This is a genomic window from Sulfitobacter sp. 1A13496 (assembly GCF_043557225.1).
In the GTDB taxonomy this organism is placed as follows: domain Bacteria; phylum Pseudomonadota; class Alphaproteobacteria; order Rhodobacterales; family Rhodobacteraceae; genus Sulfitobacter; species Sulfitobacter faviae.
The window spans coordinates 324,962-349,885 of the sequence record NZ_JBIFFP010000003.1; the positions used below are offsets into that span (position 1 = coordinate 324,962).

Annotated in this window: 23 protein-coding genes and 1 pseudogene; 11 read left to right on the forward strand and 13 right to left on the reverse strand. The window is 61.2% G+C overall.

The window, feature by feature from the left end; translation table 11 throughout:
* Positions 1-54: 54 nt before the first annotated feature.
* The 4 genes from ACGYLX_RS10310 to ACGYLX_RS10325 form a co-directional block, all read right to left on the reverse strand.
* Positions 55-324: a hypothetical protein gene (locus ACGYLX_RS10310; RefSeq protein WP_394393579.1), complete on the reverse strand. Its 270-nt coding sequence runs from the start codon at positions 322-324 to the stop codon at positions 55-57.
* Entirely contained in the window at positions 321-1,646 is a 1,326-nt protein-coding gene (locus ACGYLX_RS10315; RefSeq protein ID WP_394393582.1) for a hypothetical protein, read from the reverse strand. The genes ACGYLX_RS10310 and ACGYLX_RS10315 overlap by 4 nt, the downstream gene beginning before the upstream one ends.
* Positions 1,643-2,011: a hypothetical protein gene (locus tag ACGYLX_RS10320; protein ID WP_394393585.1), complete on the reverse strand. Its 369-nt coding sequence runs from the start codon at positions 2,009-2,011 to the stop codon at positions 1,643-1,645. The genes ACGYLX_RS10315 and ACGYLX_RS10320 overlap by 4 nt, the downstream gene beginning before the upstream one ends.
* A 418-nt stretch (positions 2,012-2,429) precedes the next feature.
* A complete protein-coding gene (locus ACGYLX_RS10325) occupies positions 2,430-3,320 on the reverse strand; it encodes a LysR family transcriptional regulator (RefSeq protein WP_394393588.1) in 891 nt (296 codons plus the stop codon).
* 90 nt (positions 3,321-3,410) lie between these two features.
* Here ACGYLX_RS10325 and ACGYLX_RS10330 point away from each other — a divergent pair, with 90 nt between their 5' ends.
* From ACGYLX_RS10330 to ACGYLX_RS10355, 6 genes and pseudogenes are all read left to right on the forward strand, one after another.
* Complete coding sequence (locus ACGYLX_RS10330; protein ID WP_394393591.1) at positions 3,411-4,598, forward strand: MFS transporter; 1,188 nt, start codon at positions 3,411-3,413, stop codon at positions 4,596-4,598.
* 11 nt (positions 4,599-4,609) lie between these two features.
* Positions 4,610-4,744, forward strand: coding sequence for a hypothetical protein (locus ACGYLX_RS10335; protein WP_394393594.1), 135 nt, complete (start codon positions 4,610-4,612; stop codon positions 4,742-4,744).
* 15 nt (positions 4,745-4,759) lie between these two features.
* Positions 4,760-5,215 (forward strand): annotated as a pseudogene (locus ACGYLX_RS10340) (aldo/keto reductase); the annotation flags it as partial.
* Between the two features lie 31 nt (positions 5,216-5,246).
* Positions 5,247-5,534, forward strand: coding sequence for a hypothetical protein (locus ACGYLX_RS10345; RefSeq protein WP_394393597.1), 288 nt, complete (start codon positions 5,247-5,249; stop codon positions 5,532-5,534).
* 676 nt (positions 5,535-6,210) lie between these two features.
* Positions 6,211-6,789, forward strand: coding sequence for a YceI family protein (locus tag ACGYLX_RS10350; RefSeq protein WP_394393599.1), 579 nt, complete (start codon positions 6,211-6,213; stop codon positions 6,787-6,789).
* Positions 6,790-7,007: 218 nt separating this feature from the next.
* Complete coding sequence (locus ACGYLX_RS10355) at positions 7,008-8,561, forward strand: ISL3 family transposase (protein WP_394393602.1); 1,554 nt, start codon at positions 7,008-7,010, stop codon at positions 8,559-8,561.
* Positions 8,562-8,929: 368 nt separating this feature from the next.
* Here ACGYLX_RS10355 and ACGYLX_RS10360 read toward each other — a convergent pair whose 3' ends face one another.
* From ACGYLX_RS10360 to ACGYLX_RS10380, 5 genes are all read right to left on the reverse strand, one after another.
* The gene (locus ACGYLX_RS10360) at positions 8,930-9,901 is read right to left on the reverse strand and encodes an alpha/beta hydrolase family protein (protein ID WP_394393604.1); all 972 of its coding nucleotides are present in this window, start codon (positions 9,899-9,901) and stop codon (positions 8,930-8,932) included.
* A 422-nt stretch (positions 9,902-10,323) separates the two neighbouring features.
* A complete protein-coding gene (locus tag ACGYLX_RS10365) occupies positions 10,324-11,910 on the reverse strand; it encodes a tripartite tricarboxylate transporter permease (protein ID WP_394393606.1) in 1,587 nt (528 codons plus the stop codon).
* A gap of 10 nt (positions 11,911-11,920) precedes the next feature.
* Positions 11,921-12,544: a hypothetical protein gene (locus tag ACGYLX_RS10370; protein ID WP_394393609.1), complete on the reverse strand. Its 624-nt coding sequence runs from the start codon at positions 12,542-12,544 to the stop codon at positions 11,921-11,923.
* Complete coding sequence (locus tag ACGYLX_RS10375; protein WP_394393612.1) at positions 12,541-13,479, reverse strand: tripartite tricarboxylate transporter substrate binding protein; 939 nt, start codon at positions 13,477-13,479, stop codon at positions 12,541-12,543. The genes ACGYLX_RS10370 and ACGYLX_RS10375 overlap by 4 nt, the downstream gene beginning before the upstream one ends.
* Positions 13,480-13,523: 44 nt before the next feature.
* Complete coding sequence (locus tag ACGYLX_RS10380) at positions 13,524-14,321, reverse strand: GntR family transcriptional regulator (RefSeq protein ID WP_394393614.1); 798 nt, start codon at positions 14,319-14,321, stop codon at positions 13,524-13,526.
* Positions 14,322-14,411: 90 nt separating this feature from the next.
* Here ACGYLX_RS10380 and ACGYLX_RS10385 point away from each other — a divergent pair, with 90 nt between their 5' ends.
* Together ACGYLX_RS10385 and ACGYLX_RS10390 are read left to right on the forward strand one after the other, a co-directional pair.
* Entirely contained in the window at positions 14,412-16,088 is a 1,677-nt protein-coding gene (locus ACGYLX_RS10385; protein ID WP_394393616.1) for a gamma-glutamyltransferase family protein, read from the forward strand.
* The gene (locus ACGYLX_RS10390; RefSeq protein WP_394393619.1) at positions 16,085-16,543 is read left to right on the forward strand and encodes a GAF domain-containing protein; all 459 of its coding nucleotides are present in this window, start codon (positions 16,085-16,087) and stop codon (positions 16,541-16,543) included. Before ACGYLX_RS10385 ends, ACGYLX_RS10390 begins: the two co-directional genes overlap by 4 nt.
* A gap of 393 nt (positions 16,544-16,936) precedes the next feature.
* Here ACGYLX_RS10390 and ACGYLX_RS10395 read toward each other — a convergent pair whose 3' ends face one another.
* The 4 genes from ACGYLX_RS10395 to ACGYLX_RS10410 form a co-directional block, all read right to left on the reverse strand.
* A complete protein-coding gene (locus tag ACGYLX_RS10395) occupies positions 16,937-17,653 on the reverse strand; it encodes a hypothetical protein (protein ID WP_394393621.1) in 717 nt (238 codons plus the stop codon).
* Positions 17,650-18,426: an AbiJ-NTD4 domain-containing protein gene (locus ACGYLX_RS10400; RefSeq protein WP_394393624.1), complete on the reverse strand. Its 777-nt coding sequence runs from the start codon at positions 18,424-18,426 to the stop codon at positions 17,650-17,652. Before ACGYLX_RS10400 ends, ACGYLX_RS10395 begins: the two co-directional genes overlap by 4 nt.
* Positions 18,427-18,623: 197 nt before the next feature.
* Complete coding sequence (locus ACGYLX_RS10405; RefSeq protein WP_394393625.1) at positions 18,624-19,838, reverse strand: DUF3644 domain-containing protein; 1,215 nt, start codon at positions 19,836-19,838, stop codon at positions 18,624-18,626.
* A 432-nt stretch (positions 19,839-20,270) separates the two neighbouring features.
* Positions 20,271-20,696, reverse strand: a complete 426-nt coding sequence (locus tag ACGYLX_RS10410; RefSeq protein ID WP_243265542.1) for a helix-turn-helix domain-containing protein — start codon at positions 20,694-20,696, stop codon at positions 20,271-20,273.
* A 254-nt stretch (positions 20,697-20,950) separates the two neighbouring features.
* On the opposite strand from ACGYLX_RS10410, the gene ACGYLX_RS10415 reads away from it, so the two are divergent.
* The 3 genes from ACGYLX_RS10415 to ACGYLX_RS10425 are packed head-to-tail and all read left to right on the forward strand — an operon-like array spanning position 20,951 to position 24,682.
* On the forward strand, positions 20,951-23,212 hold the full coding sequence (locus ACGYLX_RS10415; protein WP_271689176.1) for a heavy metal translocating P-type ATPase: 2,262 nt from the start codon (positions 20,951-20,953) through the stop codon (positions 23,210-23,212).
* Positions 23,213-23,231: 19 nt separating this feature from the next.
* Positions 23,232-23,699, forward strand: a complete 468-nt coding sequence (locus ACGYLX_RS10420; protein ID WP_271693710.1) for a DUF411 domain-containing protein — start codon at positions 23,232-23,234, stop codon at positions 23,697-23,699.
* A gap of 38 nt (positions 23,700-23,737) precedes the next feature.
* Complete coding sequence (locus tag ACGYLX_RS10425; protein WP_394393627.1) at positions 23,738-24,682, forward strand: cation diffusion facilitator family transporter; 945 nt, start codon at positions 23,738-23,740, stop codon at positions 24,680-24,682.
* Positions 24,683-24,924 lie beyond the last annotated feature (242 nt).

Consider the following 24,924-nt stretch of genomic DNA (forward strand, 5'->3'; position numbering starts at 1 on the left):
AAGGGTAGAGGCTGGGTGCAGACTCTACCTCCTTCACGAGTGTCGCACCCGTCCTCAGCACTCCGGGACCCCCATCTTGTCCAGCCGACGATGCAGCCGGGCGATTTCGTTCGTCGGATCGGTGCGGTTTGCAAGTGCCTGGACAGCTTCGGCGGTCCTGAACATCGCGGTGGCGCAGACCTCGAGATCGGTCTGGATCGCATGAAGGTCTGCGAGCATCTGTTCAATCGGAGCGGCGATCGGTGACGCACCGCGCTCCAACAGCGCCTCAATCGCATCCAAGAGGCGGCGCAGGTCGCGGTAAAGGATTTCAGTATCTGTCATGGTGTCGGGGTCTCCATATCGTGTTCGGCCGAGGGTGCCGGTGTTTGCTGTGGATTGTGGAAGTCGGGAATGTTGATGGGCGGCATATTCGCCAGTTCCGAAATCTGGTCGCGGGCTGCCCCGAAGCCGCCGCCGGGACGTTCAGCCCAACGGGTCAAGGCATCCGTGACCTGGGCCTGCTGAAGCATTGCAGCGATCCGATCGAGAATATCTCTGACACGCCTAGCTAGGCGATCCCGGATGGAGTGAGAGGTCGGACTCGGGCCGCGCAGGATGCCCATAGGGTCCGCTGGAGCAGGTGGCCGACAGAATGCGCGGTGGAGGATGCGGCGTGCATCATCCGCCCGCCGACTCATCGCCTCAGCCAGATGCCCTGAAGCCAGCGAAAGGATGCGCTGTCGCGCCAGCACCATGGCTGGGTCAGGTGTAGGCGGGGTCGGATGGCAAAGTGCCCCATGCAGGATCAACCGCTGATCACGTTCCTCACGCTCCGAGCACAGGGCGATGGAATCGGGGCGGAGATGATCGATGCGCCACCCGAGATCGGCGAGCACGGGCTCAATCCCGGCCAACAGCGCCTCGCGGTTGCCGACACCGCAGCGTGCCAGAATGCGGGCCGCGAGCATGATCTGGACCTTCGGGTCCTCGGCAGCCACGCGATCAGCGTCCCCACCAGCGATGTCGCCATCAGGGGTAAAGAGGCAGCCCGCCCAGCGATCCAAGGCTGCAGCCCGTTTGAGCACCCACGAGGGACCGCCGATCGCTGCCGTCCTATGGGGATCCCCAGGGTCATGCCATCCATAGGCATGGTTGACCGCATCCTGATACGCATCCCAGATCCTGCAGCTCTCGCCGGTTGGTGGATGAGGGTTCCAAGCCCGCGGCACGACCTTCCCGTAAACTTTTCGGAAAAGCGCCCGTGGTACCAAGATATTAATCTCAAGGTGACCGGCATGGAGATGTGTGCCAGCCAGCATTGGCGGGCGCGCCTCCGGCGCAATGCCGGACCAGGCCACTTCCGCCCAGAGAGCCAAAGCGGCATTGGTTTTCCGCCTCAGTTCGGGGTCGCCTGACCGCCACGCGACCATATCAATTTCGTCTGGAGCAAACGACAATGTGGCGCAGCTGTACCGGTGGCGCGTTTCCAGCGCCTCAATACATCCAGCGACCAGATGCCCGTCCCCCGCGATGAGTTCCGGCACGGGTTTCCTGAGCACCACCTCCCGCGTCCCCGCGATCTGTGCCACGTGGCGGTCAGACATCAGATAGCTGACCACGCGAGCCGCAGGCCCGGTAGAATGAGGCGACCAGAGCAGCTTCACAGCGCATCGCTCCCGTCCGTCCAGCCGTTTCCGGCGCCAAACTGGAGACCACGCCAGAGGATTTCGTTAAGCCGATCCAGCCTCTGCATGACAAACAAAATGTCGATCTCGTTTGGTGAGGCAAAGACGGCCTCAAGCAAAGCGTCCAATACGCGAACCGCTTCGCGATATGCAAAGAGCAAGTCAAAAATATCCCCACTGGCACTAGTGGGCCTACCGGATACCAATGTTCGTTCGGCGATGTACCTTGATCGTGATACGCCCTTCCTATCGGCCTGCCGTTTAATTTCGTGCCACTCAGCATCCGTCAGGGACACCTTCCGCGGCTTCGTTTTCTCATCGGTCCGAGCTCGACGTTTCATCATTGCAGTTTTCCTAGTTGGCCCTATCGCGGATTCTTGATCCACGGCGAACGCTGATCGTTTATCTAGCAAAACCAAAATCGCTCCGAGCGTTGCCCCGAAAAAGGGTCGCCGCAGTATTGGGTGTGGATAACTACGGCTGGAGCTGGCCGCGCCAAACGCGCAAGAGGCTTAGAAGCGCAGTGTATTAAGCGCTTGGCGTTCAATTGACGGCGGGCTCCCAACGGATCAGCAAGCCGCAGAAAAAAGCAGCAGGGGCATGTCGCCTGCCCCAGCAATGGGAATAAGCACTAAACTATTTGGCGAACTTTCCGCGCGCTCTGGTCCATTCGGCGGGACCACGCGGCAGGGCCTGCATGGATATTCTTGACTGCCAGGTATCCTGCAGGCCCCCCCCCAGCAGCGCGACCAGCCAGATCCCTCAACCCCCGTCCGGCAGCACCTCGCGTAGCCAATCGAGAAACACGGCAAGCCGTCGCAGGCCGGCGGTGCGCGTGAGGTAGAGCGCGGTGACGTCGAGCGGGAACGTGTCCAGCTGGCCGGGGAACAGCTCTACCAGCCGTCCTGCTGCAAGGTCATCAGCCACCATGTAATCGCTAAACCGCGCCACCCCCATGCCGCCCAGCACCAGCGCGCGGACCGCCTCACCGTTCTCCGCCTGCACAGAGGTGGGCAGCGTCACCTCACCAATGTCCTTGAACACCAGTCGATTGATATGCGCGGGCGCGGTGAAACCCACCTGTGACAGCCCCGCGAGATCCGCAGGCCCCGCGGGCCAGCCCGTCCGCTCCAGATAGGCGGGCGCGGCGCAGAGCTTCCACGCCGTGCGCCCCAGTCTGCGGTGCAGCACATCGCTGTCCTTCAGCGGCCCGAACCGGATTGCCAAATCAGCGTGGCTGTCGATCAGGTCCACGGGGCGGTCGGTCATATCCAGCGTTACCGCCACCTGCGGATACCGCGCGTGAAATTCCTCAAGACGCGGGGCAATGGCATGCAGCACGAAGGGCACCGGCGCGTTCACCCTCAGCGGTCCGCGCGGGGTGCGGCTGCCTTGGGCGATGTCCGACAGCGCCTCGGTCTGGCGGAGGATTTCCTGCGCCGCCGCCAACAGCTGCCGCCCCTCGGGCGTGAGTTCGATCGCGCGGGTGGAGCGGCGCAGCAGGGTGACGTTCAAGAGCGTCTCCAGCCGCGTGACCGTGCGCGACAGGGTCGAGGGAGCCACCCCCAGCCGCCGCCCGGCCTCGGCAAAGCTGCCGTCCTCGACCACAGCCGCAAAAGCCGCGAGCTCCCGTGTCTGGGGCAATTCGTGCATGTTGCGCAAAGACCCTTTGCAAACCCGTCTGTTCACGCAAAAACCTATCCCGTCCATCTGGGTCGGGACAAGCAAAACAGGAGATTTGCCATGCCCCTTGCCCTCTGGGCGCTGACGATCAGCGCCTTTGCCGTCGGCACGACCGAATTCGTTATCGTCGGCCTGATCCCCACCATCGCCGCCGACCTTGGCGTGAGCCTGCCCTCCGCGGGCCTGCTCGTCAGCCTCTACGCGCTCGGCGTGACCATCGGCGCGCCGGTGCTCACGGCGCTGACCGCGCGCCTGCCACGCAAGACGCTGCTCTTGTCTCTGCTGGTGCTATTCATCGCCGGGAACGCCTTTGCCGCCTTCGCACCGGGGTATAGCAGCCTGATCGCCGCGCGCTTCATCACCGGGCTGGCGCATGGGGTGTTCTTCGCCATCGCTTCGACCATTGCCACCGGTCTGGTCAGCCGCGACAAGGAAAGCTCTGCAATCGCACTGGTGTTCCTCGGTCTGACCGTAGCGTTGGTCACCGGTGTGCCACTGGGCACCTGGATCGGGCAAGCCTGGGGCTGGCAGGCGACCTTCCTCGGGGTCGTGGCGCTTGGCCTGATTGGGCTTGTGGCTTCGGCGCTGCTGGTGCCTGCCAACCTGCCGCAGGGCGCGGCCCCCGGTCTGCGCGCCCAGGCCCGCGTACTGACCTCGCCGCGCTTGCTGCTGGTCTATCTGATTACGGCCATCGGTTATGGCGGCAACTTCGTCGCCTTCACCTATCTTGCCCCGATGCTCACCGATGTGACCGGCTTCGGCGCGACCAGCGTGAGCGTCATCATCCTGCTCTATGGCGCCTCGGTCGCGGCGGGCAACATCTTTGGCGGCAAGCTGTCGGACCGCATCGGCCCGGTGCCGGCGCTCACGGTGATCTTTGCGGGCCTGTCTGTGGTGCTGCTGGGCCTCGGTCTGGTGCTGACGTCGCCAGTGGCCACGGTGGCGGTGGTCGCGGTCTGGGGTGGCTTTGCCTTCGCCAATGTGCCGCCGCTGCAAGCCTATGTGGTGCAGATTGCTCGCGAAGTGGCGCCGGAAGCAGTCGATGTGGCTTCGGGCCTGAACATCGGCGCCTTCAACCTCGGCATCGCACTTGGTGCATGGATCGGCGGGCTGATCGTCGAAGGCATGGGCCTTGCCGCTGCCCCCTATCTCGGCGCGCTGATCGTCGCCATCGGCATTGCGCTGACCCGCCTGTCGGGTCGGCTGGACAACGCCGCAACTCCGCGGCGCGCAGTCGCTGCTGAATGAAAGGACATCGCATGACAATTGACCATATCGGCCCCGCAGGAATTCCAGCGCTTGGCCTTGGCACCTTCAAGATGAATGCGGGCAAAGCGCGCGAGATCACCAAGGCGGCTCTCGCCGAAGGCTACCGCCATGTCGACACCGCGTAGGCCTACGAAAATGAGGCCGAGGTCGGTGAAGGCCTGCGTGCTGCCGCGACCCCGCGCGATCGGGTCTTCCTGACAGCCAAGATCCTGCCGCACGACTTCGCTGCCGGGAATTTCCGCAAAGCGGTAGAGGCGAGTTTGAAGGCGCTTGGGACTGACTACATCGACCTGCTGCTGCTGCACTGGCCCTCGCGTGAGGTGCCATTGAGCGAGACCTTGCCCGTCCTCGACGCGCTTATCGCCGAGGGCAAGGTACGCCATGGCGGCATGTCGAATTTCACGGTGCCGATGCTGAAGGAGGCGGCGACGATCCTGCAAGCCCCGCTGGCGACCAATCAGGTCGAGATGCATCCCTGTATCGATCAGCGCAATCTGCGCGCTCATATGGACGCTGTGGCCCTGCCGCCAACAGCCTACGCTCCATTGGCGCAGGGAAAGGTGATGACGGACCCGGTGCTGCACGGAGATTGCTGAGACACACAACATCACCCCGGCTTCCATCGCCGTGGCCTGGTTGCTGTCTCAGACTAATGTCATCGCCCTGCCTAAGACAGCCAAGCCGGAGCGGCTCGCCGAGAACCTCACGGCGGCGGAAATTACGCTGAGCGAGACCGAGATCGCCGCATCGCTGCGCTTGCCCAGCTTGATGGCCGGACTGTATCGCCATCGAGCCTTGCGCCCCGGTGGGACGATTGAGGCGACAGGCCTCGCCCTCGTGCGGGGCGTCTTTGCGCCCGGCTTGCCAGTTCCCTGGCCGCGACCGCAGAGAGGAGAGGCGGAAACCAGAACTTAACTTTCGCAGGATTGCTGAGCGATGAAAGACCTAACTATATCCCCCCGAACCTTCGCATCCAAGTGGCCTATTCTGCGCTTTGCCAGATTGACTAGACCATTTCGAGAGATCAACTTCTGGATCACCGCGATCGGTCGCGCTTAAACCATGGCCCTGCGTTGGTACTGTTCATGTTGCTCCACAACAAAGACCCATAGCTCGTGCCTTTCTGTTGACCACAGCTCTGCGGCTAGACCGGACCTTCGCCCCTGGTCATCTCTGCGGCGCAGGTATTCAAAACGGTCCTTCATGACCCTTCACAGCATCATCCGAGAGACACGAGTTGGCTATGTAGACGAAGCTGCCGTTCGCTGCACCTGCGCCTGAGTCCGCCTCCATCTTGATTGGGCGAACTTAAAGTTCTTCAAAGTTGTCATTCCTTTGTCGTGTCAGACCCTCACTACAGGTCAGAAATGAATGGATACTTGAGAGATTACGGTTTGAGGCGCTATTCGAAGTCTTCGAGATGAAACTCAGGGCTTCTTTGGGCAGATATCTTTGTGCCTGCTGGTAAACATTCTGCACGCTGTTCGATAACGCACAGAGTGTGTTTGAAGGTAGAGAGTTGCGTATTTTCGCGTCTGAATTAGGTGCATCTGACGTGACGTATGCATCTCAAACGGAGAAATAGATTTAGATGAAAAACTTCCTTCTTACGACGGCAATGGGCGCAACACTCGCGACTGCGGCGCAGGCTGAAACGATGACCTATGTGCTCGATCCATCCCATAGCCAGATCGTGTTCAGCTATAATCACCTGGGTTTCTCGACCACCACAGGCATGTTCTCTGGGTTCGAAGGCAGTATCAAGCTGGACCAAGAAGACCCGGCAGCATCGAGCGTCTCTGTTTCATTTCCCGCCAAGAGCCTCATCACCGGCTGGCCCGCCCGCGAAGCGCATTTTCTGAGCGAAGATTTCTTCGGCGCCGAAGCGAATCCCTTGGTGACATTCACCTCAACGTCGATCGAAATAACCGGCGAAGAGACCGGAAAGATCACCGGCGATCTGACCATGAACGGCATTACGAAGTCTGTCGTTTTGGACGCCACACTGAACCAGTTGGGCGATCACCCGATGGAAAATCGCCCCTGGGCCGGATTTGACGCGACAACCACGCTGCTGCGCTCGGATTTCGACATGGGCCAGTTCGCTCCGTTTGTCGGGGATGAGGTTGCGATCGATATCTCGATCGAAGCGATGGTGCCCGCTAAATAATCGAAGCCTCATACTTTACCACAAGGGTCGCGCGATTCCTCGCGCGGCCCTTTTTTTCGTCTCGATGGTGCAGGGTCTATTCTGGCTTAGTTGCCACCAGTTCTATCCGGACCTCCACAGCAAACCCGACAGAGCTTTCGTCGGCTCTGTCGCACATTGTGTGATTTTTGGCGGCCCCACTCCTACATCTGGCTTACATGCTGGAGGAGATGATCACCATGACAAAGCGTTTTGATACCGAGCTGTTGCCTGAAGGGCTTCGCGCCACCGGATATTACGTGGGCGGCGCGACCCTCGCGATTAACGCAGAGGTTACGGGCGCAGAAGTGATTTGCCCGGGTTGCGGACAGCGGTCTACTCGTCAGCATGGACGTTACGTCCGGCACCTCAAAGACTTTCCAGCGCATGGTCGCTCCGTTCAGGTGCGCTTGTCGGTGCGACGGTTCCGCTGTGTTACGTCGCAATGTTCCATCATGACTTTCAGCGAGAAAGTCCCAGATTACCTTGCGTGCCGTTATGGTCGTCGGACCGGTCGATTTCAGGACCTCGTTGCCTACCTCGGTCGCGCGTTGGGCGGTCGGCCAGCTCAGGCACTTGGACGCCGTCTCCGGTTCGGTGTGAGCAAGGATACCTTTCTCCGGGGGGCTGCGTCAGGTGCTCGGACCAAGGGCCATGAACCTCGCGTCATCGGGATCGACGATTGGGCCTGGCGCAAAGGACAGCGCTATGGAACGCTGATCTGCGATCTCGAACGGCGTGCCGTCATCGACCTGCTGCCGGATCGCGAGCCTGCGACAGTCGCTGCATGGCTGCGCCAGCATCCGCAGATCGAAATCGTCGCGCGAGACCGGAACGGCGGATACAGACAGGCGATTTCCGAAGCGCTTCCTTATGCGACCCAGGTTGCCGACCGTTGGCACCTTCTGCAGAACGCAAGCGATGCATTTCTGGCCGCCGTCCGTCGCGCAATCCCGGCCATACGAAGAACTGTCTGCGACGCCGAGCTGGATTCCGGTATTCTGACGTCGGCGGAACGTTTGCAATTCGAAGGCTTTGAACGGCGCCAGAAAACCAACGTGCTGATCCAGCGGATGGGTGCCGAAGGCGTGCCTATCAAGCGGATCGTCCGGGTCACTGGTCTAAGCCGAGGCCTGGTCCCGCGCGTCCTGCGCGGCGAACGGGAAGACGTCTTCAGGCTACGCCAAAGCAGCCTAACCCCTTGGTTCCCGCAGCTTGAGCAGTATTGGCAGCAGGGATGTCGCAATGGCGCTGAACTCTGGCGCCGGCTGCGAGCGGACGGTTTCCAAGGAAGTCTCCGCGTGGTCGGGGAATGGGCCACACGCCAGCGCCGAGCCGAGGCCGCCATCCCGCAGGGCACAGGCAAATGCCCTCCGAGTCGCAAGATCGCCCGCATGATGACCTCTGGTCGGCATCACCTCTCGAAAGCCGACAGCATATTCGTCGCTCAGGTTGAAAACGCTCTGCCGCAACTGGCGCAAGATCGTCGGCTCCTTGATGCCTTTACCTCCATGGTCCGCAGCGGCGAGGAAGACGGGCTGGCTGACTGGTTAGATCAGGCGAAGGCGTCTGGACTGGCGTCATTTTCGCGCGGCCTCTCTGCCGATCTCGACGCGGTTACCGCAGCGCTTCGTGAGCCTTGGTCCAACGGCCAGACAGAGGGTCAGATCAACCGGCTGAAATTGCTGAAACGACAGATGTATGGAGCCGCAGGCATCGATCTGCTCCTGGCGCGCCTTCAGCATTCGGCATGAAAGGCGCCACAGAAATTGAGTCGGACCCAAAATTGCATGCTTGTTCACAATCTGGACAAAGAGCAGCTTGAGATCATCAAGGAGGCTTGTGCGGTCCCCCACGCGGCGGCGAGCGTTGCCAATGCGATGTAGTGCATCACTGACAGGGACGGGCTCTCGTCGATTGCAGAGGTGCTGCGGACTCGCTGATGACATTGTAGGGGCCGGAAGCGCGATCCTTGTTCGTCGACTGCGATATCGCCTTGTTCCGTATCCTGCCTGGTTACACCTCGCGCAGTAGACGCATGACTGCAATGCGGGCTGCTACCACAGCATCAAGGCTGGCTTGTGGATGTCTCCTTCGGGCCGGTCTGACGGTCCGCCCCAGCTTATTCAGGGCTGCCATTCAGGAAGGATATGACTGCGTTAGAGACGTCCTGGTGGATCGCCCGGCGTGCGTCCGAAGATACACCACAGATCGATGCATCACCTTCTTCCTCCATCAGGATCTTCGGTCCGGCGAACGTGCAAACGGCGAAGGCATCGAATACCGACGCTTGGGGCATGGCAAAGGACGGAGCCTGCTGCCCATCAGCCGATGTGCGCGCGAGCTGGCCGAGGGAAATCGATAGCGCCCGAACATCCGCGGGCGCAGAGCCCAGGTCTTCCGAGTATTCCGGGTTTATGGCTATCACCGAAGTCACGCGGGGGTCTCGCGCCATTCCAGTTAGGCCGTCCAGGTTGGTGGCCGACATGTCGACTCCCTGGGCCGCAAACCACCCGCAATCCGGTCCGCGCGGCTCTCTGTCCGGCGCGCAAGAGTGAAGGTAGCTGGCGACATCTAGCTCCGCTCCGACGACGGACAGGGCAGCGGTCGCGCCAAGTGCAAATCCCGCGACTGACACTGTGGTTTCATCAATTCGCGGCCCCCAAGTCGAGTCGGCCAGCACCAAGTCAATCGCGCGGCTTATATACTGGGGTCTTTGCCAGATTTCGTTCACAGCAGCTTCGGCGTTGTCCGGGCGCGGCGCATTGACTTCGACCACAACAAAGCCTGCCCGTGCGATGGAGGAACTGAGCCAAGCACCTGAGTCAGTCGCGGATCGCAGGCCGCCATGTGATATGACCACCAGCGGAAGCGGGCTTTGCGTGAACTCCGCATCAGGTGCTGCTGCAACCCCCTCGAACACAGGATTTCCGCCGACAGTGCCCGATTCTTTTTCCTCGGACGGATACCAGATCGACATGGACAGAGGACGTGCGTCGTCGGATGTGTCCCGGAGATGGGCAAGTCCCGGAACGGTTTGAGCAAGAGAAGGCCCTGCGACCAGGATCAGTGCCAACGACAGACCAAATTTCATTCCGGAACTCCCCGTGCGGGCCAAAAGACTATTTTGCTTTATTACTGGCCTACTGAAAAGGCGAATGACCGCTCTGCCCGGGGAGCTGCCCTTGGCGTGCCAGATCTTGCTGCTGGATGCCACCGATGTCCGGTTTGGCGAAGCTGCGACGCAACGCGGCCAGTCGGACGAATGACCGCAGTGGGCCGGACGTGTCTCGGGCATCACCGACCAGAAGGAGCGAAACCAAGGAGTGCCCGCGGCCGTATCGAACGGTGAATTTGCCCAGAAGAACAAGTCCAAGTGCCTTCGCAAACGCCTACACATACTTAAATGGAGCACTTGGGCTTCCTGAGCATATTGATCAGGTCAACCCTCAAAGAAACGATCAGGCCTTCACATCTCAACTGACACAGAATGCTCGCATACTCTCATCGAAGAATTTAGGTTTGCGGACGGCTTTGCCGAAACATCCGCACCAGCAGCCAGACCGACAGCGCAAGCATCACAAGCGCGATGGGGGATTTCAGCAGGAACCACGGATCGCCGCCCGAGGCGGTGAAACTGCCACGGATCAGCCCCTCCAATGCCGGGGCCAGCAGGAAACCGATGACGAAGGGCAGGATCGAGATCCCCAGCCGTCGCAGCACGTAGCCGATTACGGCAAAAACGCAGGCGCTCAGCAGGCCGACATAGCCGCCGTCCTGCACATAGGCCGCGGTGAGCGAGACGGTCAGGATCACCGGCAACATCACGTCCTTCGGAATACGGATGAGACGGCCCAGCTGGCCCATTAGAAAACTGCCGACGCTCCAGTTGCAGAGGTTGGCGATTGCCATCATCGTGAAGAGGCCGAAGGCCATAACCAGATCGCGGTTCATGATCGTGTCGAACCCCTCGATCTCCTTGATCGGGGTGAAGCGGAAAACCTGCGGCCCGAAGGCAAAATCGCCGATGGTCTCCACCGCCAGAATGATGAAGACGGCGGCAAAATTGCCGGGGATGCCGAGGCTCATCACCGGGATCAGATTGGCGCCGGAGACGGCCGAGTTCGCCGATTCCGTCGCCACCACCCCCTCGATCGCGCCCTTGCCAAAGGTCTCGGGCGATTTTGAGCGGCGCCGCGCGGTGTCATGCGACAGGGTCGCGGCGGTGGTGGTGCCGATCCCCGGCAGCGCGCCGATCATCGTGCCGATCCCGGCGCCGCGCAGGATCGCCGGCATCATGCGCCAGCGCTCGCCCCAGCTCAGCCTCGGCCCCATTTCAGGGGCGGAGACCGGCCCCTTGGCCGCGGCACGGTCGCGGCGCATGTCTTCGACCGCGATCAGTACTTCCGAGAGGACCAGCACGCCCAGCACGCAGGAGGTCAACGGCAGCCCGCCGCCCAGCTCGGGGATGCCAAGCGTCATGCGCGGCCCGTCGCCCGACATCGTGGTGCCGACAAGCGAGACGAACATCCCCAGAAGGCCGCCGATCAGGCCTTTCAACGGGGCCTTGCCGACCACGGCCGCCATGAAGCAGAGCGACAGGATGATCAGGGCCGATTTCTCGGGCAGGTCCAGCACCCGCTCCACCGCAACCGCGAGCACAGGGGCGGCGATGAAAAGCACGAGGTCGGAAAAGTTGTCCCCCACGACAGAGGCGAAATGCGCTGTCTGGATCGCCCGGCGCCCCTGTCCCTTTTGCGCCAGCGGATAGCCGTCCACCGTGGTCAGGAAGGCATCGGGCGTGCCGGGGGTGTTGAACAGGATCGCTGGCACCGCGCCGCCCACGGTCGCGCCCTTCATGATGCCCAAAAGACAGCCCAGCACCGGATAGAGTGCCTCGTTCCCGTAGCCGAAGATCGAGACCAGAACCGGCAGGGCGATGGCCATGGCGAAGGGGCCCGAGAGCCCCGGGGTGGCGCCCACGAGGATGCCGATGACGACCCCGGTCAGCACCATGCCCATAGGCAAGAGCCACAGGCCACCATCGGCGGCCGTGAAGACGGAACTGATTCCGAGCGCGAGATATTGCAGCAAGAGGTCCAAGGGGTGTCCTTCAGAGGTCGGCGTTTGGCGGCAGTTGGATGTTGTCGAGCAACCCGGCAAACAGCAGGATCAGAAAGGCGGTCGTGAGCATGGCGACCACGAGATCGCGCGTCCGCAGCGCGCGGCGGGTGATGTAGATGTAACTGGCGCTCAACGCCGTGCCGCCGATAAAGAACCCGGCCACGTTGTAGGGAAACCGCCCCGACGCCGCGCGGTAGCCAGAGAAATCCGTGAGGCCCGCGGCGTTGCTGGCCCAGACCACCAGCGGCCCGCCCCATGTCATCAGCGTCAGCGATGCGGCGGTGACAAAACCAGCACGGGCCAGAAACAAGAGGTTGTCGAGGCCGATACGCCCAACGGGCTCTCCCACCTTAAGCCCTTTGGCGCGCAGCTCTCCCGCGATCAGCAAGAGCGCCAGCGGCACCATCAGCAGAACCAGCAGCGTGGGAAAGAAGGCGTCTCCGGGGATGGTATTGCCGGTCAGGCTCTTCTTGAGAAATCCGCTGCTGATGTCCCGCGGAAACCAGACCAGCAGGCAAAGCGCGACAAGCGTTAGCGTGCCCCCGCCCAGCCAAAGGTTCCAGCGCCCCCCGGAGGGGGCGCTTTCATCGGTATCCACGGGACCTCGGGTCATTCGGCCAGTGCTTTCATCATCGAGACGTTGGCCTCATAGGTCGAGAGGATCTGCTCGCGCAGCTCCGCGCCCTGCGTCACGATCGGCGCCGGTGGATACTGCTTTTCGATGAACTGGCGTGTCTCGCTCTCGGGGTCGGCGAGGATCTCGGCGATGACGCTGCCGATCTCGTCGCGGATTTCGTCAGACATGCCCGCGGGGGCGGTGATGATGTACTGGTAGCCAAGGTTCAGGTCGATGCCTTGATCCATCAGCGTCGGCATCTCCGGGGCCAGCGCCACCGGGCCGGTCTCGGCGGAGGAGAGGATCACCAGTTCGCCCGCCTCGACCAGCGGCTTCTGTACGCCGCCGCCCCAGGCGACATTGGCGTCCATCGACACCAGCGCATTGAGCGTGCCACGGCCACCCTTCATGCGCAGGTGGTTCACGTCGATCCCAAGAGCGCGGGCGACGATCTCGGCGCCGGCCTCGACCTGCGTGCCCCAGTTGGCCCAGACGATCGGCTCATTGGCGGCGGCGGCTTCAAGGTCATCAAGCGTCTTCCAGCCGCTCTCGGCGCGCGCCAGAACCGCCATCTGCGAGCCTGCGGTTGTGGTGATATAGGTGAAATCCTCCGGCGACAGGTTGTCGCTATTCATCGGCGCGAAATCATAGGTCGTGGTGATCGCGAAGCCCAGGGTCTGGCCGTCTGGCGCTTCCTCCTTGAGCTGCGCCGACATCACTGTGCCGTCGTCGCCCGCCTTGTTTTCCGGAATCACCTGCCAGCCACGCTTGGCCTCGATCTCCTTGGCGAGGGTCCGGCCCTGCACGTCGGTGCCGCCGCCGGCGCCATAGCCGATCCACAGGCGGATCGGGCCGTCCGGGTTCCATTCGGCCAGCGCGGGCCCGGCGGCCAGCAGGGCGGTGGCGGCGGTGGTCATCAGAATACGTTTCATGGTCACTCCACTGTTTCTTGGTTGGTTTTCGGTCTTGTCGGTCGTCAGAAGCCCGGTTTGCTCTCCACCAGTTCCATCGGGCGGTGGCCGCGGGGCAATTCGAAGCGTTGGATCAGTTGCAGCCTGTCCTGGCTGTCATGCTCATGGGCGTCCCAGATCATCCCCACATGCGGCGCGGCGAGGTCGAGATGCTGGCAGGCCTGCCGCGACAGCAGGTCGGCGCGCGCCTCGTGACGGACCTTGGCGGTGCGGATCTGGAACTGCTCCCAGAGCATGCGGTGATAGGAAATGCCGTGCAGCTCCTCCAAGGGGCGCGACAGCAGCGCCTCGGCGTGGTCGCAGCGCAGGTACATGGTGCCGAAGGCCGGTTGCGACCCGGTGACCCACACAAGCCGGTCGATGCGGATCACCTGCTCGGCCTCGAAGCCGATGAGCAGCGGCCCGGATTCGGCGGTGGGAAGGCGCTGGATCTCGACCACCCGGGTATAGGGCATCTTCCAGTCGCCGGTCTCGGGATCGCGGAAGCGGTAGACATGGACCTCGGGGACCTGATGACGCGCGTCGGCGATGAAACTGCCGCGCTTGCGGTGGCGCACGATCAGCCCCTGTTCGACCAGCCGCGACAGGCCCTTTTGCACCGTGGACAGGCCGATGGGCAGCGCGGCGGCGATCTCGGTCTCGCCGGGAAGCTGGCCGCCGGGCGCGAAGGTGCCGTCCTGAATGCAGCGGGTGAACGCCTCGCTCAGGCGCAGGTACTTGGGCCGGCCCTTTCCATCGGGGGCCGTGTCTTCCCATGCGGCGACCAAGGTCTCGAGGGACAGTCTATCTGAGGGGCTCTCCATACAACTATCATAGAACGAGGGGTATTGCACTTGTCAACTACGTAGTTAATAATTGTATGAGGCATATATTACAGCGTTGAGGGGGTGGAGATGAGCAAAGAATGGGCAGTGGCCACCGGACATCCCATTGCCACTGGGGCCGCGGAGCGGGTTTTGCGCGCAGGCGGCAACGCTGTGGATGCCGGGGTTGCCGCCGGGATTGCGCTGGCCGTCGTGCAGCCCGATCTGGTGTCCTTTGCCGGAGTCGCGCCGGTGATCCTCTATGACGCAGGCCGCGAGCATGTGACGAGCTATGACGGTGTCGGGGTCTGGCCGCAGGCCGCGGACGTGGTGCAGATGCAGCGCGATCACGGCGACCACGTGCCCGAGGGCTTGCTGCGCACCGTCGTTCCCGCCGCACCGGCAAGCTGGATCAAGGTCCTGGCGGCTCACGGCACCCTCGGTTTCGGCGATGCCGCCCAAGAGGCGGTGCAAGCCGCGCGCGACGGTTTCGAGGTCTATCCGCTGCTGGCCGATTTCATCGCTTCACGGGAGGAGAAATACGCGCGCTTCCCGTCAACGGCGGCGATCTTCCTGCCCGGAGGCCGCCCGCCGAAGGTCGGAGAGCGCTTTGTCCAGACCGACCTTGCAAACACCCTGCAGCTACTGATCGATGCGGAAAGCGCTGCCCGTGCCGAGGGAGGTGATCGGCGCGCAGGTCTGGCCGCCGCCCGAGCGGCTTTCTATACCGGTCCGGTCGCGAAAAAGATTGTTGCTTTCCACGCCGAGAACGGTGGGCTACTGCGGGCCGAAGACCTTGCCGCCTACGAGGTCCGCGAAGAGCCAACCTTCGCCGTCGACTTCCGGGGCACGCAGATTCACTGTTGCGGTGCTTGGTGTCAGGGCATTTCGATGGCGCAGACGCTTGCCATGCTGGAACAGGCAGGCCCCGATGCGACCCGCGACGGGGAGCAGATCAATCTGCATTTCCTGCTCGAGGTGCTGAAACGCGTGTTTGCCGACCGCGAAGCACATGTCACCGACCCCCGCTACATGCAATTCGCCCCCGAGGCGCTGCTGGAACCTGCTTTCATCGCCGACCGGCTGCGCAGCATTCAGGAGACCTCCGATCCGCTGCCGGCCCCCGCGGCCCCGGCTCCCGCGACGTCAGGCGAACGCCCGATTTTCGAAGTGGGCTGCGCCGATACTTCGCATGTCAGCGTGATCGACGGCGCCGGCAACATCTTCTCCGCCACCCCGAGCGATCCGAGCTACGACACCGTCGTAATCCCCGGTACTGGACTGTCGGTCTCCTCGCGCGGGTCGCAGAGCCGGGCGATCCCCGGCCATCTCAACGCCCTCGCTCCAGGCAAGCGGCCGCGACTGACGCCGAACCCCATTCTGGGGCTGAAGGATGGCAAACCCTGGCTCGCCATGGGCACGCCCGGCGGTGATGTGCAGGTTCAGGCCATGGCGCAGGTATTGCTGGGCTTGCTGGACCACGGACAGGCTCCGCGCGTGGCGGTCGAGGCGCCCCGCGTTGCTTCCTATGCCTATCCCGGCAGTTTCGCGCCACATGACGTTCACCCCAACAAGGTCCTGTACGAAGCCGATCTGCCACTGGAGCAGGCCAAGGAGCTACGCGCACGCGGACACGACCTCGAAGAATGGCCCGCTCGAACCTGGATGGCAGGCGGGATCTGCATCGCCCTGCGCGACGAGTCCAGCGTGGACGCAGTTGCAGACCCTCGGCGCGCGGGCATGGCCAAGACTGGAGCGAAATCATGACAACGGACATTTGCAAACGCATCGTTGATCAGAACACCCCGCTGGAGGAGGCTCTTGACCTCTGTGATAAAGCTCTCAAAAATGAGTTATTCACCGCGATGCGCTTCCACGCCGCGACGATGGAGGTGGAACGCCTACACTCTACCTTGCCCGATAGCTATCCTGTCAGCGGTCGCAAACCAAAGCGGGATACGGAGTGGGGCAAGAAGGTATTGATCGACCGGGAGATCAACCTGGGTTTCGGGGCCGCTGATATCAGATGGGCATTTTCGGACCATGAAACCATCTTGGGGCTCGGGCTCAATGCTGTGTTGAACGTGCCCATCGTCCTCGATGGTTCGGTTCTCGGCACGATCAATTACTTGCGTGGCGATCCGGCTTTCAGTTCGCGAGAAGTGGGGATCGCAGAACAAGTTGCTGCTGCACTGGCCAATCGAAGTGATCTGCGAGACTAACTTTCAATTTGCCAAGGGCCTTGAGCATAACGTACTTTCGCCGACAGTTAACCGCCATCAAGGCGCCTCGCCGCTCGGAATTGGGCGGATTCCGGAAGTTCGCCGCACGTGCTAATCCACCCCAGACGATCCGAAAAAGCAGACATTCAGCCGGGCCGTCCCGATCGATGCCGGTCTCATCGACAGGAAGGGTGAAGAGCGGTAGTTCGCCGCACACGCGATTGCAACGCACACCACTCGCAGAAGCGGATACATACCCGCCGGGAAGTCGAGACTATTTTCTATGCCGCCCTGGATACTGAAAACCTTGCCGCGTTGCCGCCCTGAAATTAGCCCCCAGATAGTTGGCGCGGTTCAGAACGAACGGGCCGTGCTGGCTGCATGCTGTCTGCCTTACCGGTCCCAGACGACCTCTGTGGCAAGATACTCGCGGATCACTGTTCGCACGACGAACTGACTGTTATCCACGACAGCGAACCGATACACATTCGGTTGGACGATCACCCATCCGTCAGCACCCATGTCCCCGCCGATGACCAATCGCGACATCAGCCGACCTCCAACCTCAGGCCATCCCGGGCCATAGTCGATCATTTCGAATGACCTAACCGCCTCAGGCGTCAGGATTTGCAGTGGCTCTATGGCGATGTGGGCCGGTTCGCCTCGAGCCGGCTGACCGTGCTCGAACAATACGTGCCCTCGAGCGTTCTTAATGACTACATTGCGGATGCGGTCGATGTCAGGCACGAATGTCACTTGGTGATTCCCATCGACATCTTCTTCGACCCGAAGCTGAGCCTCAATCTCGTCTTGCAAGCGAAAGTTCTTGCTCAACGTCTTCTCGGCCCTTTCGACGACCCGGTGATCAAGGTCAGCGGTCCCTGCAAGAACAGATCCGAGGAACGCTGTGAAATACTCCTCGTCATTGGAGAAAGAGGTGTTGCATGATCGGCAGATGCGGATCGTCGGCAAATTTTCTGGGAAGGGTCGATCAAGAATGCTCTTCGATGGAATATGATCGAGGTTGGTTTCGACATTTGCCAAGACTGCGCCGCAGTAGATGCACCATGCTTTGTGGCGCTCATCTGCGAAATCAAGAAGCCCCTTCACTGTCGTTCCGCCACGAGGTAACGGCAAATCGCGCTTGAAAGATGGACAACGAGTGTCGCATCATTAAGCGATGGCACATTCGTGGGGCTGACATGGCGTCCGAAATTTGAAGAGTAGCCCCAAAGCTTTGACAACGCGCTATCGAGTGGCTTCGGAACGCCAGCCAGAGTCACCGCCTCGTTGAAGGGCTTTTCGCTGCCGCTAATATACCTGGCAGTTGACTCAAGCGCACCAAGTGCATGATGAATGGCACCTGTCAGATCGGGTTCGGGCCTGCGCGATATGTCATGAAGGGCCTCGCGGATTTCACCCTCGGCGACGCCGTAATTCGCTTGGCTCAACGAAGTCCGCGCGCTCTCCACCGCCTCTTCGAACTCAGCATCGCCTCGGAGAACTACCCCTTCGCCGGGCTTCAATTGCCAGCCAGCGCCGGTGTCGACGAAAAGGTCGTTGATCTGCGCCGCGAACTGCACTGCGGCGTCATAACCTCGAGTGCTTTCAAGGAACCCCACCAGCCCTTCGATCACGTCGTAGACCTGATACCATTCGGCGTTCTCAATAAGGCGCATTACCTCGTCGCGGATATTTGGGATTTCGCTCCAATTTCCGCGGTCGGGTGACGCACGCAAAACCCGGCAGATACATGTCCGTATTAGATCGTATCTGAGGTGATCGTATGCGGCCTGAATTACCCCAAACCTCAAACCTTCCGGCGCATCATGCCGAAATAAAATTGGTGGAGCGCTCGCAAACCCATGTCGTTTGGAAAACATTCAAACTCCTGTCCGTGCTAAAGAAAGCGCATGTTGCGATGGAATAGCTTGTGTGCCAATGCAGAAAATCTCCCGTCATAACGGTAGCGCGCAAGCCTCAGATGGGCCAGTCAGAAGGTCCGAAGTCAGACCTCGACACCTCTTCGCTCGCCAGCCTGATCACGATCTTGGCTCAGATCACAGCAACCGTTTCTCAATCACCGATAGCGATCACCTCCCTGCTTGCAATGCTCGATGACGCGCTCGATCCAGCGGTCATACCAGACCCAAGTGCCCTTGTAGTCGCCCTCGCAACCATATCCCTTTGCCGGGTTCTTAGCTTCGAGCTTTTGCATGAGTGCAGTATGGTCCCCCGGGCCAAACTTCGGGTAGCCGGCCTTCGTTACTGAAGTCAGGACATCCTTTCTGATGTATCGAGCGCGATTGACCTCTTTGAAGATCACGTCCCCAACCTTTTCCGCCTCCTCACTGCCGGGCTTGACCGTAACAACCGCCACATCGGCGCCGGCTGCTTTCTTCGCAGCGACCGGCACGAAAGCGACTTTCAACCGGAATGCGGGGTCTTTCACTTGCTCGTCAGTGAGACCATGCTCGAACGCTTTGATGAAAGATGAGACGTGAGCAGGCAGCGACGACGCTTTCTTCATGGCACTCCGCTGCTCCGGCCCGAATGACACGAATTGCAGCGCGATCGGCAACCTCTTTTCAAGGCCGAACTGCTTGCCGAACAAGCCGTTGAGCGCATCGTTGAAGTTGATCGCACAGGACTGGAGTTCAGCACCGATCGCGTCGTCGATTCGACTCGTTGACTGATGCTCAATCTCATGTCGAAGGTCGATCAAGAACTTCAGATTAGTCTTGGCGCCTTCAGAGATAGGGCACTTTCCAGTGCTTAGGCATTTAGTGAGGTCCCAATATCTATCGGCGCCGTGAGCGGTCTTATTGTCCTTGTAGACGTAGGGGATGCCCTCTCGCTTGTAGTAGGCGTGCAGCAAATAGGTCCATGCGATTACCGCGGTCGTGATGAACAGCTCAGCGCGGAACATGAGCCCAGCCGAATTGAAGATGTGGACCGCTGCGATCATCGCCTCCCTGCTCTTGATCAGGAGTTCGTCGCCACGTGAGCTTAGGCCGGTTTCGAGGTCCACGTCCGGCCACGTCGCGAGAAACGCGTCGAGCTCCTCGGGATCGGCCGCTTTCGTCGCCTTGTGCTTCTTGCCTATGTGGATTTCGTGGATCGTCCGACCATTCAGCGACCGCGTCGGGCGAGTGAAATAGGCCAGGATGTCCTGATCGCTGTAATGGCCGCGCTCGATCATCGCCTTCACGAGCGCGACCTCCCATCGTTCAAGGGTATTCCCCCGGCGCCGCTTGATCTTCTTCGGCTTCTCGTCTTCGTCGTTATCGGCCATCCTGCACCTCCGCATGAAGAGGTCTAACAGCACGGAAAAGATCCGCAAAGAATTGTCCGTGGATTAAGCTGGCGCCGTAGAAATTCCTCAGCAGACCTATTCTCGGTCCCGAGCCCAATGCCCCTATATCCCGCACTGCTGACCTTGAGCCGCCAGACCATGCTGCACGATGCCACTGATGACTGGTTCGGAGAAGCTGCATTGCAGAGATGATCAAGCTGGCGAAGGTCCGTTGAGGGCCGGCAGCAGTCGAGGCGGAGAGGGCGGAAACCAGACACTCGCTGCAAATTGCACAAAGGTCAGCTTTGCCGAAAGCAGGCTCAGCAGCCCTGACACCAGCTACAGCGGCAACCTCTTGCAACTCTCAGACCGGGAAACACCCTAATGTATTTGCCAATGCCGCAAGCGGATAGAGGGGGGGGGCAGCGGGCATCAGGCGGTGGGCCCGTGATCGGCAAGACATTCCTCATGGTCGCGCAGCACCTCAAGAATGCGACAATCAGCCACCCGATCCGCATTGCAGGCACCGATCATGCGTAGCAATTCAACGCGGAGGGCCTCGAGCCGCACCAGCCGCGCCTCGACGTCGCGAAGTTGCCTTTGGGCGATGGCATCGACCTGCGCACAGGACCGGTCTGGCGTGTCTGAGAGGTCCAACAACTCTCGGATCGCCTCGAGCGAAAAGCCGAGCTGGCGGGAATGGCGGATGAAGGAGAGGCGGTCCAACTCAGCATCGCCGTAACGCCGCTGGCCGCCTTCGGTCCGGCCGGGCTCGGGCATCAGACCGATCTGTTCGTAATACCGGATCGTCTGCACTTTGGTGCCGGTCCGTTTTGCGAGTGTGCCGATCGCGAGCATATCTGACCCCTTTCATTCTACAGTCTCTGTAGGTTTTTTGAAGGGTGTCGCACAAGCCGGCAGTTCGTGAACTGGATGACACTCAACGCTGAGATTTCTGCAAATCGTTGTATCACGTTCCGCCACGCGGCCATTCTCGCAGCCTATTGCAAAGAAGGATGATCGGGAGGAGAAAAGTTAAACAAACCACTTGAAGCTACAGTTGCTGTAGGTCGTATCTCTGTGTCTGACGGTGAATCGGATTGGAAGCAGACATGACGGACGGGAGCACAGCACAACGGGAATGGCGCGTCACGGGGATGGACTGCGGCGCCTGCGCGGCCAAGGTGCGCGGCGCGGTGGAGCGCTTGCCCGGGGTCGCGGATGTCGATGTCGCGCTGATGTCAGAACGGCTGTGCCTGACGCTGGATAAGAATGAGACCTCGCCCGAGCGGATCGAGAAGGCCGTGCGCGGCATCGGTTTTGGCATCTCTCCAAAGGGGGCACAGGCAGAGAGGCCGAAGGGCGGTTTCATCCTGCCGGACGATGCAGTGATCGGTGGGACAGCGGCATCACCTCAAGCGCATGCGCCCGAAGAGATGCCAGACCCCGCTTGGTATCAAACCGCGAAAGGCCGCTTGGTCCTCGGCAGCGGCGCTCTGCTCGCAATGGCATGGGCCTCGCGGCTTGTCCTGCCTGCTGAGGTTTCGCATTGGGGCTTTGTCATCGCCACGTTGATCGGGCTTATTCCCGTCGCGCGCCGGGCCTTTGCCATGGCGCGGGTGGGCATGCCCTTTACAATCGAAATGCTCATGACCATCGCCGCCAGTGGCGCGCTTGTGATCGGAGAGCCGGAAGAAGCCGCGCTGGTGGTCTTTCTCTTTGCCGTGGGCGAATTGTTGGAAGGTGTCTCTGCCGGGAAGGCCCGCAACAGCATCCGTGCGCTGACCAAGCTGGTGCCGAAAACGGCGCGGCTTGAGGTGGGCAACAAGACGCGGGAGGTGGCGGCAGAGGCGCTCAGCGTCGGCCAGATTGTGCAGGTGCGCCCCGGGGACCGGGTGCCCTGTGACGGCGAGGTGGTCAGCGGAACTTCGGGCGTAGACGAAAGCCCCGTTACCGGCGAAAGCGTGCCGCGCCTTAAGGAGCCGGGTGCGGATGTCTTTGCCGGATCGATCAACACAGAAGCGTTGCTGCGCATCCGAGTCACAAAGGTTGCGGCGGACAACACCATCGCGCGTATTGTGCGGCTGGTGGAAGAGGCCGAGAGCGCCCGCGCGCCGACCGAGCGCTTCATCGATCGGTTCAGCCGCGTCTACATGCCTGCCGTGGTCGGTATGGCCGCTTTAGTGGCCGTGGTGCCGCCGCTTGTCTTTGGTGGCGCCTGGGGCGAATGGATCTATCGGGCGCTGGCTCTGTTGCTGATCGGCTGCCCCTGCGCGCTGGTGATCTCGGTGCCTGCGTCGATCACCTCGGCCCTGTCCACCGGGGCGCGCAACGGGTTGCTGATGAAGGGCGGCGCAGTGATCGAAGCGGCGGCGCGGGTCACCCATGTGGTTTTTGACAAGACTGGAACGCTGACCCACGGCAAGCCCCGCGTAACTGATGTTCAGGTGCTTGTGGGAAATGAAGCCGATCTTCTGGCCCTCGCCGCTGGAGTTGAGAACGGTGCGAGCCACCCGCTCGGCCAAGCGATTTGCGGTGCGGCTGAGGCACGCGACATCGACCCCGCCGCAGCGACACAGTCCCGCGCCTTGCCCGGCAAAGGGGCCGAGGCGGTGATCGCGGGGGCAACCATCTGCGTCGGCTCGCCGCGTTTGGCGGCAGAACGCGGGGCGCTGTCAGAGACTTTGCGCGCCCAGGTCGAGACGCTCGAAGCGCAGGGCAAGACCGTGGTGATTGTCTTGCGCGATAACGAGGCCCAAGGCCTCATTGCTCTTCGCGATGAACCCCGCGCCGATGCGGCAGAAGCAGTGGCGCAATTGAACGCTTTGGGTATTTCATCGGTGATGCTCACCGGGGACAACCGGCGCACCGCTGCGGCCATTGCAGAGGGGCTGGGCATCGACCACCGCGCTGAATTGATGCCGGAGGATAAGGTTGCGGCCATTCAAAACCTCACGGCTGAGGCGAAGGTCATGATGATCGGCGACGGCATCAATGATGCCCCTGCATTGGCCGCAGCGCACGTGGGCGTCGCAATGGGCTCCGGCACCGATGTGGCGCTCGAGACTGCCGATGCCGCGATCTTGCGTGACCGGGTGACAGATGTGCCCGGCCAGATCCGTCTCGCCCGCGCCGCGATGGGCAATATCCGGCAGAACATCGCCATCGCGCTTGGGCTGAAAGCCGTGTTCCTTGTCACCACGGTGCTTGGCATCACCGGCCTCTGGATTGCGATCCTGGCGGATACTGGCGCGACTGTTCTGGTAACGCTCAACGCCCTGCGGCTGCTGTTTTTCCGGTCAACTACCGCCGAGCGGTTGGCCGAGCCCGGTTGCCGCCCTACAACCCATGCAACCAACGAAACGACAGTCTGAACCTTTGGAAGGATTTTACATGACCCTCACACGACGCAGCCTGCTGGCCTGTTCCGCAAGCTTTGCCGCCGCCGCACCATTTGCGGCATGGGCCGAAGACAAGCCCGCCATCCACGTGATGAAAGACCCCAACTGCGGCTGCTGTTCGGCGTGGATCGAGATTCTGGAGAACGAGGGTTTTGCCGTGACGACCGAGCGCAGCTTGGGAACGCTCTTGATCAAATACAAGCAAGACAACGGCATCCCGCAGGACATGGCCTCTTGTCACACCGGAAAGATTGACGGCTATATGATCGAAGGGCACGTCCCGCCCGCCGACATCCGTAAATTGCTTGCCGAGCGCCCGGATGCCATCGGCCTTGCCGTGCCGGGGATGCCCTATGGTTCGCCGGGGATGGGGCCGGAGAGTGAGCGCGACGCCTATGATGTCTATCTGATTGCTCGCGATGGCAACAGCGAGGTGTTCACAAGCTACGAGGCTGCCTAAATCGCAGCGGACTTGGACCAAACAAGCAGGAAGCGCGCATGGCACATGATCACGCCCATATTGACCCCGAAAGCGGGGACCGCAGAGTATCACTGGCCATCTGGGCGAATGCCCTTCTGACTGTGGCGCAGATCGTGGGCGGTGTCTTTGCGGGGTCGCTCGCCCTTATCGCGGACGCGCTTCACAATTTTTCAGACATGGCCTCCTTGGTGATCGCCTTTGTGGCTCGCAAAATCGCACGGCGTCCGGCAGATGCGCGGATGACCTTTGGCTATGGCCGGATCGAAATCGTTGCCGCGCTGATCAACTACACCACGCTTATTCTTGTCGGGGTCTATCTGATCTACGAGGGCGGGATGCGCATGATTGATCCGCCGCAAGTGGCGGGCTGGACGATGGTCATTCTGGGCGGGGTCGCGCTGGTGGTTGATACGATGACGGCGCTGCTGACCTATTCGATGCAAAGGGGTAGCGTGAACATCAGGGCATTGTTCTTGCATAACCTGTCAGACGCTCTGGCCTCGGTCGCGGTGATTATCGGCGGCACGCTCATCATCCTTTACGACCTGCGTTGGGTTGATCCCGCGATCACCATCGGTATCGCGCTTTATATCCTTTATCTGGCACTCACTGAAATCGGCGGTCCGATCCGTATGCTGATGCTGGGTAGCCCGCCTGACATGGATGCAGGCGCAGTGGTCGACGCGATGACTGATGTCGATGGGGTCCGGGATGTGCATCACGTCCATCTCTGGCAGATGCAGGAGCATGAGGTGGCGCTTGATTGTCATGTAGTGTTGATGGGGCGAGATTGGACGGACCTTGAAGCTGTAAAGCAGGCGGTCAAGAAAAAGCTCGCGGATGACTTCGGCATCACCCACTCGAGCCTTGAGTTTGAAACCTCAGATAATGCCCATCAGGGTGCCGCGTTGTTTGGCCATAAAGACGGTGGAAACAACGCCGGCGAAGAACCTGGTGCATAAACATCTTGAGATGCCGAACAGCGTGGCAGCACGTTTCACTTGGCCAGTTTCCGACCTTTAATGCATTTCGGTAGACGCTACGGTTTCTATAACTTCTCAATAATGGGTGTGGGCAATGTCCGGTTTGGCGTGCCGCACCGTATCATAAGGTATAATCGGTGAAGATCTGCTAAGGGTCGACCGTGCCGGCCAAGCTTTTGGCGCAACCGCGAAGAACTCCGTCCCTCATGCGGTCAGCTGGG

What these genes read in the sequence shown, in the direction of transcription:
- ACGYLX_RS10405 (WP_394393625.1), bottom strand. Translation starts at nt 19,838, where the DNA reads ATGGCCGATAACGACGAAGACGAGAAGCCGAAGAAGATCAAGCGGCGC.
- ACGYLX_RS10420 (WP_271693710.1), top strand. Translation starts at nt 23,232, where the DNA reads ATGACCCTCACACGACGCAGCCTGCTGGCCTGTTCCGCAAGCTTTGCC.
- ACGYLX_RS10310 (WP_394393579.1), bottom strand. Translation starts at nt 324, where the DNA reads ATGACAGATACTGAAATCCTTTACCGCGACCTGCGCCGCCTCTTGGAT.
- ACGYLX_RS10380 (WP_394393614.1), bottom strand. Translation starts at nt 14,321, where the DNA reads ATGGAGAGCCCCTCAGATAGACTGTCCCTCGAGACCTTGGTCGCCGCA.
- ACGYLX_RS10320 (WP_394393585.1), bottom strand. Translation starts at nt 2,011, where the DNA reads ATGATGAAACGTCGAGCTCGGACCGATGAGAAAACGAAGCCGCGGAAG.
- ACGYLX_RS10335 (WP_394393594.1), top strand. Translation starts at nt 4,610, where the DNA reads ATGACAATTGACCATATCGGCCCCGCAGGAATTCCAGCGCTTGGCCTT.
- ACGYLX_RS10370 (WP_394393609.1), bottom strand. Translation starts at nt 12,544, where the DNA reads ATGACCCGAGGTCCCGTGGATACCGATGAAAGCGCCCCCTCCGGGGGG.
- ACGYLX_RS10390 (WP_394393619.1), top strand. Translation starts at nt 16,085, where the DNA reads ATGACAACGGACATTTGCAAACGCATCGTTGATCAGAACACCCCGCTG.
- ACGYLX_RS10360 (WP_394393604.1), bottom strand. Translation starts at nt 9,901, where the DNA reads ATGAAATTTGGTCTGTCGTTGGCACTGATCCTGGTCGCAGGGCCTTCT.
- ACGYLX_RS10400 (WP_394393624.1), bottom strand. Translation starts at nt 18,426, where the DNA reads ATGTTTTCCAAACGACATGGGTTTGCGAGCGCTCCACCAATTTTATTT.
- ACGYLX_RS10325 (WP_394393588.1), bottom strand. Translation starts at nt 3,320, where the DNA reads ATGCACGAATTGCCCCAGACACGGGAGCTCGCGGCTTTTGCGGCTGTG.
- ACGYLX_RS10385 (WP_394393616.1), top strand. Translation starts at nt 14,412, where the DNA reads ATGAGCAAAGAATGGGCAGTGGCCACCGGACATCCCATTGCCACTGGG.
- ACGYLX_RS10355 (WP_394393602.1), top strand. Translation starts at nt 7,008, where the DNA reads ATGACAAAGCGTTTTGATACCGAGCTGTTGCCTGAAGGGCTTCGCGCC.
- ACGYLX_RS10330 (WP_394393591.1), top strand. Translation starts at nt 3,411, where the DNA reads ATGCCCCTTGCCCTCTGGGCGCTGACGATCAGCGCCTTTGCCGTCGGC.
- ACGYLX_RS10410 (WP_243265542.1), bottom strand. Translation starts at nt 20,696, where the DNA reads ATGCTCGCGATCGGCACACTCGCAAAACGGACCGGCACCAAAGTGCAG.
- ACGYLX_RS10375 (WP_394393612.1), bottom strand. Translation starts at nt 13,479, where the DNA reads ATGAAACGTATTCTGATGACCACCGCCGCCACCGCCCTGCTGGCCGCC.
- ACGYLX_RS10425 (WP_394393627.1), top strand. Translation starts at nt 23,738, where the DNA reads ATGGCACATGATCACGCCCATATTGACCCCGAAAGCGGGGACCGCAGA.
- ACGYLX_RS10415 (WP_271689176.1), top strand. Translation starts at nt 20,951, where the DNA reads ATGACGGACGGGAGCACAGCACAACGGGAATGGCGCGTCACGGGGATG.
- ACGYLX_RS10350 (WP_394393599.1), top strand. Translation starts at nt 6,211, where the DNA reads ATGAAAAACTTCCTTCTTACGACGGCAATGGGCGCAACACTCGCGACT.